The organism is Psychroserpens sp. (assembly GCF_047633235.1).
Classification (GTDB): Bacteria; Bacteroidota; Bacteroidia; order Flavobacteriales; family Flavobacteriaceae; genus Psychroserpens.
Genome location: NZ_JBLIET010000011.1, coordinates 26,152 through 39,430, shown reverse-complemented (window position 1 = coordinate 39,430; position 13,279 = coordinate 26,152). Strand labels below are relative to the sequence as shown.

The following is a 13,279-nucleotide window of genomic DNA, read 5'->3' as shown; positions in this document are numbered from 1 at the left end:
ACGATCAATAAAATAAAACATTTACCATGGATAATAAAAACACTGAAGCCTTCGGAATTAATAATTCTTCCGCATCAAATTGCCCTTTTTTAAGTGGAACAAATAATAAGACCTCAGGAGGTGGAACTACAAATCGCGATTGGTGGCCAAATGAACTTCGCCTTAATATTTTGAGACAACACGCTCCAGAATCTAGTCCAATGGATAAAGATTTTGATTATTCAAAAGCATTTCAAAAGTTAGATTTTAGTGCGTTGAAAAGAGAAGTTTTAAATTTGATGACAGATTCTCAAGATTGGTGGCCTGCAGATTACGGTCACTATGGTGGCCTTATGATTCGTTTAGCATGGCATAGCGCAGGAACGTATAGAATTGGTGATGGTCGAGGAGGAGCAGGTGGAGCAAACCAAAGGTTTGCGCCAATAAACAGTTGGCCAGATAATGGAAACCTTGATAAAGCGCGATTATTATTATGGCCTATTAAGCAAAAATACGGACAAAGTATTTCTTGGGCAGATTTAATGATACTCGCAGGTAATTGTGCTTTAGAATCGATGGGTTTTAGAACCTTTGGATTTGCTGGAGGTCGAGAAGATATCTTTGAGCCAGAACAAGATGTATATTGGGGAAGCGAGACGGAATGGGGTGCAAATGATGAACGCTATGAAAATGGAGAACTAGAAGATCCATTAGGAGCAGTAATGATGGGGTGGATTTATGTCAATCCAGAAGGACCAAATGGTAATCCAGACCCAATGGGTTCTGCTAAGAATGTTAGAGAGACCTTTGGTCGCATGGCCATGAATGATGAAGAAACCGTTGCCTTAGTCGCTGGCGGTCATACTTTTGGGAAAGCTCACGGTGCTGCAGATCCCGATAAGTATGTCAGTACAGAACCAGCTGGTGCAACAATACAAGAGATGAGTACGGGTTGGAAAAATAGTTTTGGTACCGGAGTTTTAGAGGATACAATTACAAGTGGTATTGAAGGTGCATGGACGCCTAACCCAACCCAATGGGATCATGATTATTTTGAAGTGTTATTGAATTATGATTGGGAATTAACGAAAAGTCCAGCAGGTGCACACCAATGGACTCCAACAGCAGCATCAAATGCGAGAATGGCCCCAAGAGCTGGAGATGCTAATGGCAAGCAAGCATTGATGATGACAACCGCAGATATAGCACTAAAGATAGATCCAGACTATTTGAAAATTTCTAAGCATTTTCATAAAGATCACAAAGCTTTTGAAGATGCTTTTGCACGCGCGTGGTATAAATTAACGCATCGTGACATGGGACCAATTGACCGTTACTTAGGTCCAGAAGTTCCTAAAGAAGAATTATTATGGCAAGACCCAGTACCAAAAGTTGATTATACTTTAAGTGATGGAGATATGAGTTCACTAAAACAACTCATAAGAGATTCGGGTCTTTCAATATCACAAATGGTAACGACTGCTTGGGCGTCTGCTTCTACTTACAGAGGTTCAGATAAACGTGGTGGAGCAAATGGTGCACGTATACGATTAGAACCCCAAAAAAATTGGGAGGTTAATAATCCTATGGCTCTGCAAATTGTTCTCCATAAATTGGAAGACATCCAAACCCAATTCAATGGCGATATTTCCATGGCAGATTTAATTGTTTTATCAGGAAATGTAGGTGTTGAATTAGCTGCTAAAAAGGCGGGACATACAGTTGTATTAGATTTTAATCAGGGTAGAGGAGATGCTACTCAAGAGCAAACAGATATCGATTCATTTTGTTATTTAGAGCCTTTGGCAGACGGTTTTAGAAATTACATCAAACCTAATGTCAAATTAGCTGCGGAAGATCTATTAATTGATCGTGCTAATTTATTGACATTAACTATTCCTGAAATGACAGTTTTAGCTGGTGGTTTAAAAGTTTTAGGAGCTAATTATGATGGTTCTAATCATGGTGTTTTTACTGAAAGTGTTGGGGCATTAAGCAACGACTTTTTTAAAGCTATTTTAGATTTAAATTATACTTGGAAAGCCACTTCGGACGATGACAAATACTTTGAAGGTAGTAATCGCAAAACAGGTGACGTTAAATTTCATGGAACGCGTGCTGATTTGATTTTTGGTTCAAACTCTGAATTACGTGCTATTTGTGAAGTTTATGGTGCTAATGATGGTGAGGATATGTTTATTAATCACTTCGTTAAAGCATGGACAAAAGTAATGAATTTAGATCGTTTTGATTTGAAGTGATTTTCAGAAGAAAACAGAAAACAGGGAAGGAGCGAGTGTATTAAACTCGCTTCTTTCTACTTTAAATTGGAAGATTTACAAATGATGATTGGTTGAACATCCAATCAAAATAATAATATGTTTATGAAAGAGGTTGAATTATTCTTCGAAGCTATTCGTACAAAAGACCATGATACCCTAAAAAGACTTTTAGTTGCTAATCCAAAATTAGTAAACACGAAAGATTCTAGAGGTTTTACACCCTTAATTTTTGCAACTTATTTTGATAATGAAAGGGCGAGTGCTCTTTTAATTGATCATAAGGCAAACATAGATACTAAAGATGGTACTGGAAATACGGCATTAATTGGAGTTTGTTTTAAAGGCAACGAAAAGTTAGCAAGGCTATTAATTGAGAACGGAGCACATATTAATGCTCAAAATAATTTAGGAACAACACCCTTGATTTTTGCAACGATGTATAATCAAGAAAAGAGTGTTAGGCTGCTTTTAGAAAAAGGAGCAGATACAACCATTCAGGATAACGAAAGTAAAACAGCATTAAATTATGCTTCAGAAAAAGGCTTCCAATCAATTGTTGACCTTTTGAAATAGTTTTTATATGTTCGTTTAACATGATGTGTATGTTTAGTTGCATTGGCTAGCAACTAAATTAGTAAAGAGAAACGAAACAGAATAAAATAAGTAGAATTTTAGAGTACACGCACGTAACAAGCAATTGGCTATGCACGTTGTTGTTAATAGTTTTTATTCACAGATAAGATTATAATTTTCAACTATTTGAGTAACATTTTTTTTTCATAAATATCATCTTCAATAAAAGAAACAACATCTTCACAGTCAGAGACGTAATTTTTTATGGAGTTTTTAAATGATCGAAGATCAGCGTTGTATAGGACTTGAGTTGCAGTAAGTTTGTTTTCACGTATTAAAAAGTATTGTTTTACTTTTATGTCCTTTGTACTATATAATCCATTTTGATTTGAAAAATCTCTACGTACATGTCTTTTAATTGTTCTGGTGTAAAGTTTTACTTTTCCATTTCTTATTAATTTAAATATTAACATTTTATTGCTAGTTATTGGTATATGTTCATAATAGTCAAGATTTGGATTAGAAGTTCCAAAATACACCTTGTCAACTTGTGTTTGGTCAAATTTTTTCATCCTACTTCTTAATTCAGGTCTATATTTTAGTTCAGATTTCCCAAAGGAAATAGGTGTTATAGGAATTGAAGTTGTTGGGATTTTGATATACCCTATTAAAATTTCTTCACGTTTTAAATATAGTTTACCACGAGTCCAGTCTTATTGAGCAAAGCTGGTTTAAAAAGTTAATATTGTAATTATTAAAATAATATATTTTCTCATTTTTTATTTTAAATTGTTTGCAATCCAATGCAAAGATACAGTTCCATTTCAATGAATTTTATTAGTTGTAAACTAAGGTAGTAGAAAATTCGTGTAACGTTAAGTTTTGATTTAAACAAAAAAATCACCTTGCTTTCGCAAAGTGACTTTTAAATACTACTATTTTTTCTTCTTTCTAAGTATCAATAGAACCCATAACACGTTTCATAAAAGTATTCAACGCCTCTTTTTTGGGTGTTCCCGTCTTGATCATCTTTTGAACTTCTAAAGCACCATACATGTTAGAGATTAGTTCTCCAATAACATCTAGTTCTTCATCTTTCAAAGAAGGCACTTCAGTAAGATTCTCAAGTGTTTCGATGGTTTCAACAACATAATCTTCGTCGTTGTCTTCAATAAATTGAGATAAATGTTTAATTACAGGTAACTTCATGGAAAATTTATTTTTAATGTCCGCGACAGCGGAAAACTCTTAAAGATTATACAATTTACTTTACGCCTTCAACCAATTCCTTCAAAACATCAAACTTGTTGGTTTGCGTTTGATTGACAAAAGTTCCGTTTTTAAATGTCGCAAATGTTGGTAAATTATCAACAGTCGCTAATTTTCTAGATTCTGGAAATTGTTCTGCATCAGCCATTACGAATGTGATATTTTCATTTTCAGAAGCTAACTTTTTGAATTTTGGCTTCATGATTCTACAGTTGCCACACCAAGTAGCAGAATATTGTACAATTACCGTTTCGTTTTCTGAAATGAATTCAGATAAATTATCGTGTTCTAATTCCTTGACCATAATTTTGATTAATATTAATATTCCAATATCTAAACCAAACGATTTAAACATTGGAATTTAGAATTTGAATGTTATGTTTAGTTCATTTGTGCTTTTAAATACGCTGCAGTACCTTTAGCATTCGCCTGCATGGCATCTTTTCCTTCTTCCCAGTTTGCAGGACAAACTTCTCCTTTTTCTTGAACGTGCGTTAAAGCATCAATGATTCTTAAATATTCATTTACGTTTCTACCTAATGGCATGTTGTTAACGCTTTCGTGTTGGATGGTTCCTTCTTCGTCAATGATGTAAGTCGCTCTATACGTTACATTATCACCTTCAACAGTATATAATCCAGTTTCTTCGTTAAAATTACCTTCAGAAATATCTAAAATATCAAGAGCAGTTGCTAGGTTTCTATTTGAATCTGCTAATATTGGATACGTTACACCTTCAATCCCTCCGTTGTCTTTAGCTGTGCTTAACCAAGCAAAATGCACTTCTGCAGTATCACAAGACGCTCCGATCACGATTGTATTTCTTTTTTCAAATTCTGCTTGTGCAGCTTGAAATGCATGTAATTCAGTTGGACATACAAAAGTAAAATCTTTAGGGTACCAAAATAAAACTACTTTTTTGTTGTTGTTTTTTGCTTCTTCAAGAACGTTGAGTTTGAAAGTATCACCCATATCATTCATTGCATTTACGTTTAAATCTGGAAATTTTTTTCCTACTAAAGCCATATCTATATTTTTAATTTGTTGTTATATCTTAGTGCAAAACTAAAGAATAGAATAGGTAATTAATATAGATATTAATTATAAGAAACTATGAAATAATAGTATTTGATTATAGTTTAATTAAAGTAGGTAAAAATGTATTAATTTGATAAATAATGAATGTTAAAACTGTCAAGTATGCAATTATGAGCTCATAATAATAAAATATTATTTTTACTTATTTTTTAATTCTCGAATTTTTATTGAGAAAGCAGCAAATACTAGGGTTGTAAAAGGACTTAGCCAATTAAAAATAGCATATATAAAATACTCGCTAACACCAACACCTAGCACACCAGATTGGTATGCTCCACAAGTATTCCAAGGAATTAACACAGATGTAACAGTTCCAGAGTCCTCTAAAGTTCTAGATAAGTTTTCTGGAGCAAGGCCTCTATCTTGGTAAGCTTTCTTGAACATCTTTCCTGGGATTACTAAGGCGAGATATTGGTCTGAGGCAATAATATTTAGTCCTAAGCAACTTACAACTGTACTCGCAAACAATCCAAAAACTGTCGTGGCAATAGAGAGTAGTGCTTTGGTAATTCTAGATAAGGCACCTATAGCATCCATAATACCCCCAAAAACCATTGCACACATTATGAGATAAATAGTCCATAGCATTCCGTTCATTCCTCCAGCACCAAAAAGTTGTTTGAGTTTATCAATAGTCAAGAGTCTACTTAGGCTTTCTGTTTTTAGGTCTAATGTGTTTTTATCATAGTTGGCATTGTCAAAAATGTGTTGTAATTCTTCATTTGAAAAGTTTTTTTCAATTCCCCCATCAGCGAATAGAGGTTCTAGATTTTCGTTATTATTTATGGCTTTTATATCCTGTGTATTGAGGTTTGCCATGTAAGTCGAATCATCAATAGGGATATTAGTATCTGTAAATATTGAATTTACTATAGTTTCAGTTTTTGATCCTGTGACATTTTCTAAGACATTAGGTTGGAAAATAACTGCGAAAATAATAGCTAAAATAACTCCAGTCCCTAAGGCGACTAATGGTTTTGTTTTTAATAAAATTAAACCAACAACGGCAACAGGTACTGCAAATAACCAAGGGGTGATATTAAAAGTAGCATCAATAGTTTCGAGTATTTGAGAAATATCTGCATTTCCTGTGGTGTCTATTGTGGCACTTATGATAGCAAAGACAATCAAAGTTACAATTATGGTTGGTACGGTTGTATATGCCATGTATTTGATATGGGTAAATAAATCGGTTCCAGCCATTGCAGGAGCAAGGTTTGTGGTATCGCTTAAAGGTGACATTTTATCTCCAAAATAAGCTCCCGAAATTACGGCGCCAGCAATCATCCCAGGATTGATGCCTAAAGCTGTACCAATACCAACCAAGGCAATCCCAACGGTGGCAGAGGTGGTCCACGAGCTTCCAGTAGCAATAGAAATAACTGCAGCAATAATCACAGACGCTGGTAAAAATATCTCTGGACTCAAAACTTGTAATCCGTAATAAACCATAGCAGGAATCACGCCACTAACCAACCAAGTACCAGCAAGCGCACCAACCAAAAATAAAATCATTATCGGCACAAAAACACTTCTAAGATTCTCCCAAATCTCTCTAAGCATTAATCCCAAAGAGACTTTATTAAAAAAGCCTACAATGGCAGATACGATACCTCCAAGTAATAGTATGATTTGATTAGTATAACTTCCAAACCACTCTTGATCGTCAACAAAAAAGATATTATAAGCTAACATTCCCATTAAAATAATGACAGGAATTAACGCTTCAAAGAAATTAAGTTCCTTATTATCAACTATGTTTTGATCTTTAGCTTTAAATTTTGAAATGTTATTGTCTTCGCTCATGTGATTATTTTGACTGTTTTCTATGGTAATGTTACAATAATGTTGGCTATTCTGCAAATCAAAATTGTTGCGTACTTTTACATTTCAATTTTAAAAATAGTAATGGATTCCTTAACTCAAATTATTTTAGGTGCTGCTTGTGGTGAAGCTGTTCTAGGAAGAAAAATAGGTAATAAAGCGTTATTATTTGGAGCTATGGGAGGAACGATTCCTGATTTAGATGTGTTCTTCGGAAGATTAATTTATACAAATGAAATTGATATTATGTTGTTTCATAGAGGGTTTATGCACTCTATTTTATTTTCCGTTTTGGCTGGTTTTTTATTCGGTTGGTTGGCATTCAAATTATAAAATACTGGAAAGCGATTACATACAACCACACAAAAAGACTGGATTCAATTGTTTTTCTGGTCTTTGTTTACACATCCTTTACTAGACTGTTTCACACCATATGGAACACAATTGTTTGCACCATTTTCTAGTTATCGTGTGGCTTTTAATAATATTGCAGTTGCAGATCCTCTATATACTGTGCCTTTTTTGTTAAGTATGATTGTGTTGCTATTTTATAAAAGACAGAGTAATAAGCGTCGATTATGGTTGAAAATTGGCGTAGGGGTAAGTTCGGTATATATGATGTTTACTGTATTTAATAAAGTACATATCGATCAGGTTTTTAAGAATTATTTAGCTCAAAAAGGCCTCAATTACAATCGGTTTAGTACACAACCTTCAATACTAAACAACTTATTATGGTATGGTATTGCCGAAACTGATAGCACGTATCAAGTTGCTTACTATTCATTATTTGATGAATCCCATAAATTTTCTGAGTGGAAGATATTTCCGAAGAAAAGAGGTTTACAAATAGACGACTATAAAGATCTTAGATGTTTAGCTTGGTTTAGCAATAATTATTATAATATTGAAAGTCTAGGGAATGGAGATTATACGTATAAAGACTTGCGCAATCCCTTAGTTGAGACACGAGACGGTTATCAAGCACTTTTTAGTCTAGAACTTTATACATTAGATAAGCGTTTGGATATGAAGCCATTTGCGCCTCAAATAGATGATTTAAAGTTCACGATGAGTGCACTTTGGGCACGTCTAAAGGGGATTAATTAATCTCTAATATCAAGATTGTAGTTTACCAATAAGCTTTACTTCATTTTTGATGGTATTGTAGTTTGGTGAATGCATAGTCACACGCTCCATTAATTTCTCATATTGTTCTTGTGTACCGTTTCCTTCGACGTAGAAAATAAATTTTAGCTCTGGAAAACCAGGATTAACATCAGGATTTAGACCTAAGAACCCTCGTAAATCTAATTCGCCATCAATTTCAAGTTGTAATTGATTAATTTCAATATTCATAGCTGTTGCACCAGCCATAAATGTCACAGCCATACAACCAGCCATACCACCAAGCATGTATTCCGCAGGATTTGGTGCACAGTTAACTCCCAATAATTCGTTAGGCTCATCAATAGTGAACTTAAAATCACGAATAAGTTTATGTTCTCCAAGTACCATGTTTTTTGTTGATACTGTTGTTTTTGTTCCGCTTTCCCAGTTGAGTTTTACACCATAAGATGCTTTGCCTTCGATGTTTTGTTCTTTTACCTCGTTTGCATATTCGCTTAAGCCTGCAATATTTATATTATTAAGCATAGTTAGGTTGTTTTTTAAAAATGTAATGTAATGCTTGTTCAAAATCTGATGTTAAATCTTCAATATCTTCTACACCAACAGAAAGACGTATAAGCCCGTCATTAATACCAATGGTTTTTTGTTGTTCTTTGGTTAGTGATGCTTGTGATGTATTGTAGGGTAAAGAAATAAGACTTTCTACACCACCAAGACTTGTTGCTTCTTTAGGTAATTTTAATAGCTTTAAAAGGGAATGCGCATTTTTGTCACCACCTTTAATTTCAAAACTTATCATCCCAGAGTTTTTTCCTTTTAATTGAGTTTTAGCTAATGCATGCTGATTATGGGATGCTAATCCAGGATAGTATACTTTTTTGATATTGGGATGATTTTCTAGATACGTAGCTAATTCTAGAGCATTGCTATTATGTGTGCGCATGCGTAAAGCAAACGTTTTTAGACTGCGTTCTAATAAAAAGCAGACATGTGGATCCATTGAGCCACCATTTTTTAGCATTTGGGGCCATAAACGGTCTACTAGTTTTCTAGACCCAGAAACTGTTCCTCCAATTAAATCTGAATGACCATTCAAGTATTTTGTGGCAGAATTTACAACCAAATCCACACCTAAATCTAAAGGTTTAACATTGTAAGGCGTTAAGAATGTATTGTCAATAATAACTCTCAAATCATATTTTTTACCTAGGGCGACAATCGCTTCAATTGGTACGATTTTTAATAAGGGATTCGTCAGGGATTCAAAATATAATATTTTGGTATTATCTTGAATTGCTGATTCGATATCTTCAATATCTGTAGGGGATGTGAAAGTTACAGACATGCCATATTTATCTAAATCTTCATATAGAAAATTATAAGTCCCACCATAAATATCTCTAGAAGATACCACATGACTTCCTTTATCTAGCATGCCAAGAATAGCTGTGGAGATGGCAGCCATTCCAGAAGAAAATACAATAGAGCTCTCTGCATTTTCTAAAGCAGATAACTTTTCTTGAACGCTCCATTGCGACGGGTTCCCGTAACGCGTATAAATCATTTCATCGCGTCCACGTCCTTCTTCAATAGCTTCATAAGAAGATTCATTCAGGTAAAACGTTGAACATTGAAAAATTGGAGTTCCCAATGCTCCAGTTGTTGGATCGTCATATTGTCCAGCGTGAATGGATTTAGTGGACTCCTTGTAATTTTCGTATCTATTGGTGCTCAATGTAGGACCTTGAGATCGCTTGCGTTTAAGATCATTAAACCAAACATCACCATTGGCTCTTTTTTGTTCAATACCTTGATAACTTTTTTTCATTTATTAAAGGAGTAAGACCAAATAAACTTAAAATTCATTTGGCATGGATTATGCAAATTGTTTTTTTAAAATCATATTAGAGTAAGCAGGTTCTTCTTTTGATTTTTCAATATAATCACTTAAAAATTTAGCATCTTTTTTTACACCACCCAAGGTTGCAGAGCCTCTAGTGAATAACCAGGGAAGCCCTAAAAAGTAGAGCCCTTCTAAAGCACTAACACCTCTATAGTTTTTTGGGTATTTATAATCGTTTAGAGTGACCCCTTCAATCCATTCAAAATTAGGTTTGAAACCCGTTGCCCAAACAATATTTTTTATGTTTTGATAATGTCCTTCTTCAAAATATAATTCGGTTTCATTGGCATCTAAAGTTCGCCCAACACAAATTACATTGTCTTTTTTTAAGAGTGATTTTACATCTGTTCCAATAACAGGTTGACCACCTTTACTTAGTTTTTTTCCTATATAAGAAAACTTACTAACCGATAGAAATCCAATCTTCTTAAACCACCACCATATTGTTTTTCCCAATATTTCTTGAGGAATTGAAGTAATATTAGTATCTCCAGAAAAATAGACATTGCGATCAGTGTTCGAAATTTCATTGAGAATTTGAACTCCAGAATCCCCTGCACCAACGACTAATGTGTCTCCTTTTTGAAGTTGGTCGGGATTTTTATAGTGTTCACTATGTATTTGGATAATGTCTTTTGAAATTTTAGAGTGGAAAGGTGGCGTAAACGGTTTGTGAAACGGACCTGTTGCCACTACAACATTTTTCGCTTTAAAGGTTTTTGATTCACTTTTTAAAACAAAATGATCATCTTCCTTTTTTAAACCTTTAATCTTTTGATTAAAAGTAATTGGTATTTTGAATTTCGTAACATAGGATTTCAAATAAGCTGCAACCTCATATTTATCTGGATAATAGCCTCTTTTTGTAGGGAAGTCCATTCCTGGTAAATGGTTAAACTCTGTTGGTGTAAATAGTTTTAATGAATCCCAACGTTTGAGCCATGGTGCTCCAGTTTCACTGTTAGCATCAAGAATTAAGAAATCTTTTTTTAATTTAGTAAGTTGGTAAGCCATTGATAACCCTGCCTGTCCAGCTCCAATAATTATAAAGTCTGTCATGCTTCAAATTTCAGCTTATTTAGATTATAAAACAAACATTTGTAGTTTATTTAGAAAATAAAACTATATAATAATGAATTTATAGTTATATTTGTTTTAAATATTAGTATTCAATATCATAAACTGAAAATCTTTCAAACTCATGATTCAACGAGATGCCATAGATAAAAAATTACTTCATTTTCTCCAAATAGATAGTAAGCAAACAAATAAAGAACTCTCTGGTAAATTAAATCTTTCTGTGACAGCAGTTTATGAGCGTATTAAAAAATTAGAACGTGAAGGTATTATTTCAAAGTATGTGGCTCTAGTTGATAAGAAATCTGTAGACAGATCTTTCGTGACGTTTTGTAGTATTAAATTAATGCAGCACACCAATGATTATGTGGTCCAATTTGAAAAGGAGGTGAAGGAGATAGAAGAGGTTTTAGAATGTTACCATATAAGTGGAGATTATGATTATCTGCTTAAAGTTATTGTTGCAGATATGGACGAGTTTAGAGAATTTATGGTTAAAAAATTAACGTCAATCAGTCATATTGCAAGTACCCACAGTGCTTTCATGATTAGTGAAGTAAAACATACCACGGCGATTAGTGTTTAGCATTAATTGGCTACCTTTAACTTATGCAATCATCCGCTTATAAATTATCAGAATTCTTTATCGTCTTCATTTTAGTGCCAGTCAGTTTTGCAATTGAGTATCCTATTTGGATTAAAATAATTATTGGATTATTGGGGTTTTTATACATCCTTTTTGTGCTTTTACGAGTTGAGAAAAATAAGTTCAGAATTGCTCAAAACCTAGATTGGTCATCTTTTATTAAACGAACATTTCTGCAATTGATCGGTATTGCTCTTTTAACAACCAGCTATGTATGGTTTGTAGATTCATCTAACCTCTATGTTGTCGTTTTGAATAAGCCATTACTCTGGTTGACGATTTTATTTCTTTACAGTTTTTTCTCAGTATATCCTCAAGAGTTGATTTATAGAACCTTCTTTTTTCAGCGTTATCTATCGCTGTTTAAAAACAAAACACTTTTTATTATTGTCAATGCAGCCTTATTTTCATTAGCTCATATTTTCTTCAAAAATGGGCTTGTCATGATTATAACGTTCTTTGGAGGAATTCTTTTTGCTCTAACCTATAGAAATACAAAATCAACATTGTTAGTAACCATTGAGCATGCTATTTATGGCTGTTGGTTGTTTACAGTTGGAATGGGAGAAATGTTAGGATTTCCACATTAGTATTTTTTTTTAATTTAGCATAAAGAAAATTGTCATTCTATGAAATACTACCAGATTAAGGATTTGTATATGTCTATTTTTAAGTCTTACGAGAAACCTTCCTTAGAAACACACATCAAAAAAATTATGGACTTGGATAGTTATTTGCCTTATAGCTCCACATTTTTTTGTATTACGAATACACAAAGCTTAGAATTTGAGTATATAAGCAAAAATTTTAAAGCCTGTCTTGGATTGGATTCTAATGAATTAAAAACTCAAGGTATGCGTTATTTTTGGAGTAGAATTCATCCTGGTGATCTTGAGAAATGGCTTAAAGCACTAAATGAATTAATGAAATTTACTTTGGGGAATATTAATGAAGAAGACCGTTACAAAGCAAACTACACATGGAATTATAGGTTTAAAAATGCTGAAAATGTTTATGTGAATTTAATTCAAAATACAACGCCTTTAGCTTTTGATAGCCAAGGGAAACCTATTATTGGGCTTGCACATTACACGGTTCTTCATTCTAAAATAAAAATGGACATAACTGCATCTGCTAAATTATTAAATAATCAGAATGAATATGAGACGCTTTATTTTAATAATTACGGAAAAAAATTATTAAGTGAAGGGATTAGTAACAGAGAAAGAGATGTCATTAGATTATTAGTTTTAGATTTTAGTAGTAAAGAGATTTCTAAAAAGCTCAATATAAGCCCTCATACGGTAGATACGCATCGTAGAAACATATTAAAAAAACTTAATATATCTTCTACAGGCGAACTTATTGGTATGCTGAAAATGAATCAAAATTTGATTTAAATACAAACTGTTAAAATTACTCAATTTGAGTATTGCAACGTATTTCTTTTTATAAGACATTTGTATTATGCTATTAATTAATTCATAGGGAATTAAG

At 33.3% G+C, this 13,279-nt stretch carries 13 protein-coding genes and 1 pseudogene; 6 read left to right on the top strand and 8 right to left on the bottom strand.

Features of this window, described 5'->3' with window-relative positions; all coding sequences use genetic code 11:
- The first annotated feature begins 26 nt into the window (after nt 1-26).
- Both katG and ACJAZK_RS05385 read left to right on the top strand, forming a co-directional pair.
- On the top strand, nt 27-2,240 hold the full coding sequence (gene katG / locus ACJAZK_RS05390; RefSeq protein ID WP_415222982.1) for a catalase/peroxidase HPI: 2,214 nt from the start codon (nt 27-29) through the stop codon (nt 2,238-2,240).
- Between the two features lie 123 nt (nt 2,241-2,363).
- Nucleotides 2,364-2,834, top strand: coding sequence for an ankyrin repeat domain-containing protein (locus ACJAZK_RS05385; RefSeq protein ID WP_415222981.1), 471 nt, complete (start codon nt 2,364-2,366; stop codon nt 2,832-2,834).
- Nucleotides 2,835-3,016: 182 nt separating this feature from the next.
- Here the strand turns inward: ACJAZK_RS05385 and ACJAZK_RS05380 are convergent, their stop codons facing one another.
- The 5 genes from ACJAZK_RS05380 to ACJAZK_RS05360 all read right to left on the bottom strand — a co-directional run bounded on the left by ACJAZK_RS05380 (nt 3,017) and on the right by ACJAZK_RS05360 (nt 7,007).
- The gene (locus ACJAZK_RS05380; RefSeq protein ID WP_415222980.1) at nt 3,017-3,406 is read right to left on the bottom strand and encodes a hypothetical protein; all 390 of its coding nucleotides are present in this window, start codon (nt 3,404-3,406) and stop codon (nt 3,017-3,019) included.
- Between the two features lie 379 nt (nt 3,407-3,785).
- Nucleotides 3,786-4,043, bottom strand: a complete 258-nt coding sequence (locus ACJAZK_RS05375; RefSeq protein WP_415222979.1) for a DUF6952 family protein — start codon at nt 4,041-4,043, stop codon at nt 3,786-3,788.
- Between the two features lie 55 nt (nt 4,044-4,098).
- Nucleotides 4,099-4,407 (bottom strand): thioredoxin family protein, encoded by a 309-nt coding sequence (locus tag ACJAZK_RS05370; protein WP_415223019.1) that lies wholly within the window; start codon nt 4,405-4,407, stop codon nt 4,099-4,101.
- 77 nt (nt 4,408-4,484) lie between these two features.
- Nucleotides 4,485-5,129 (bottom strand): peroxiredoxin, encoded by a 645-nt coding sequence (locus ACJAZK_RS05365; RefSeq protein WP_415222978.1) that lies wholly within the window; start codon nt 5,127-5,129, stop codon nt 4,485-4,487.
- A 210-nt stretch (nt 5,130-5,339) separates the two neighbouring features.
- Nucleotides 5,340-7,007, bottom strand: a complete 1,668-nt coding sequence (locus tag ACJAZK_RS05360) for a Na+/H+ antiporter NhaC family protein (RefSeq protein WP_415222977.1) — start codon at nt 7,005-7,007, stop codon at nt 5,340-5,342.
- 39 nt (nt 7,008-7,046) lie between these two features.
- Here ACJAZK_RS05360 and ACJAZK_RS05355 point away from each other — a divergent pair.
- Nucleotides 7,047-8,135 (top strand): annotated as a pseudogene (locus tag ACJAZK_RS05355) (metal-dependent hydrolase).
- A gap of 9 nt (nt 8,136-8,144) precedes the next feature.
- On the opposite strand, the gene ACJAZK_RS05350 reads toward ACJAZK_RS05355, so the two are convergent.
- From ACJAZK_RS05350 to ACJAZK_RS05340, 3 genes are read right to left on the bottom strand one after another with little or no spacing between them, the layout of a single operon-like run.
- Nucleotides 8,145-8,681, bottom strand: coding sequence for an OsmC family protein (locus ACJAZK_RS05350; protein ID WP_028871781.1), 537 nt, complete (start codon nt 8,679-8,681; stop codon nt 8,145-8,147).
- The gene (locus tag ACJAZK_RS05345; protein ID WP_415222976.1) at nt 8,674-9,984 is read right to left on the bottom strand and encodes a trans-sulfuration enzyme family protein; all 1,311 of its coding nucleotides are present in this window, start codon (nt 9,982-9,984) and stop codon (nt 8,674-8,676) included. Before ACJAZK_RS05345 ends, ACJAZK_RS05350 begins: the two co-directional genes overlap by 8 nt.
- A 48-nt stretch (nt 9,985-10,032) precedes the next feature.
- On the bottom strand, nt 10,033-11,118 hold the full coding sequence (locus tag ACJAZK_RS05340) for a flavin-containing monooxygenase (protein WP_415222975.1): 1,086 nt from the start codon (nt 11,116-11,118) through the stop codon (nt 10,033-10,035).
- 145 nt (nt 11,119-11,263) lie between these two features.
- Between ACJAZK_RS05340 and ACJAZK_RS05335 the strand changes: the two genes are divergently transcribed.
- From ACJAZK_RS05335 to ACJAZK_RS05325, 3 genes are read left to right on the top strand one after another with little or no spacing between them, the layout of a single operon-like run.
- Nucleotides 11,264-11,722, top strand: a complete 459-nt coding sequence (locus ACJAZK_RS05335; protein WP_415223018.1) for an Lrp/AsnC family transcriptional regulator — start codon at nt 11,264-11,266, stop codon at nt 11,720-11,722.
- Between the two features lie 23 nt (nt 11,723-11,745).
- Entirely contained in the window at nt 11,746-12,372 is a 627-nt protein-coding gene (locus tag ACJAZK_RS05330; protein ID WP_415222974.1) for a CPBP family intramembrane glutamic endopeptidase, read from the top strand.
- A gap of 39 nt (nt 12,373-12,411) precedes the next feature.
- Nucleotides 12,412-13,182 carry a LuxR C-terminal-related transcriptional regulator gene (locus tag ACJAZK_RS05325; protein WP_415222973.1) on the top strand — a complete coding sequence of 257 codons (771 nt, stop codon included), beginning with the start codon at nt 12,412-12,414 and terminating at the stop codon, nt 13,180-13,182.
- The last annotated feature ends 97 nt before the right edge of the window (nt 13,183-13,279 follow it).

What these genes read in the sequence shown, in the direction of transcription:
- katG (WP_415222982.1), top strand. Translation starts at nt 27, where the DNA reads ATGGATAATAAAAACACTGAAGCCTTCGGAATTAATAATTCTTCCGCA.
- ACJAZK_RS05385 (WP_415222981.1), top strand. Translation starts at nt 2,364, where the DNA reads ATGAAAGAGGTTGAATTATTCTTCGAAGCTATTCGTACAAAAGACCAT.
- ACJAZK_RS05380 (WP_415222980.1), bottom strand. Translation starts at nt 3,406, where the DNA reads ATGAAAAAATTTGACCAAACACAAGTTGACAAGGTGTATTTTGGAACT.
- ACJAZK_RS05375 (WP_415222979.1), bottom strand. Translation starts at nt 4,043, where the DNA reads ATGAAGTTACCTGTAATTAAACATTTATCTCAATTTATTGAAGACAAC.
- ACJAZK_RS05370 (WP_415223019.1), bottom strand. Translation starts at nt 4,407, where the DNA reads ATGGTCAAGGAATTAGAACACGATAATTTATCTGAATTCATTTCAGAA.
- ACJAZK_RS05365 (WP_415222978.1), bottom strand. Translation starts at nt 5,129, where the DNA reads ATGGCTTTAGTAGGAAAAAAATTTCCAGATTTAAACGTAAATGCAATG.
- ACJAZK_RS05360 (WP_415222977.1), bottom strand. Translation starts at nt 7,007, where the DNA reads ATGAGCGAAGACAATAACATTTCAAAATTTAAAGCTAAAGATCAAAAC.
- ACJAZK_RS05350 (WP_028871781.1), bottom strand. Translation starts at nt 8,681, where the DNA reads ATGCTTAATAATATAAATATTGCAGGCTTAAGCGAATATGCAAACGAG.
- ACJAZK_RS05345 (WP_415222976.1), bottom strand. Translation starts at nt 9,984, where the DNA reads ATGAAAAAAAGTTATCAAGGTATTGAACAAAAAAGAGCCAATGGTGAT.
- ACJAZK_RS05340 (WP_415222975.1), bottom strand. Translation starts at nt 11,118, where the DNA reads ATGACAGACTTTATAATTATTGGAGCTGGACAGGCAGGGTTATCAATG.
- ACJAZK_RS05330 (WP_415222974.1), top strand. Translation starts at nt 11,746, where the DNA reads ATGCAATCATCCGCTTATAAATTATCAGAATTCTTTATCGTCTTCATT.
- ACJAZK_RS05325 (WP_415222973.1), top strand. Translation starts at nt 12,412, where the DNA reads ATGAAATACTACCAGATTAAGGATTTGTATATGTCTATTTTTAAGTCT.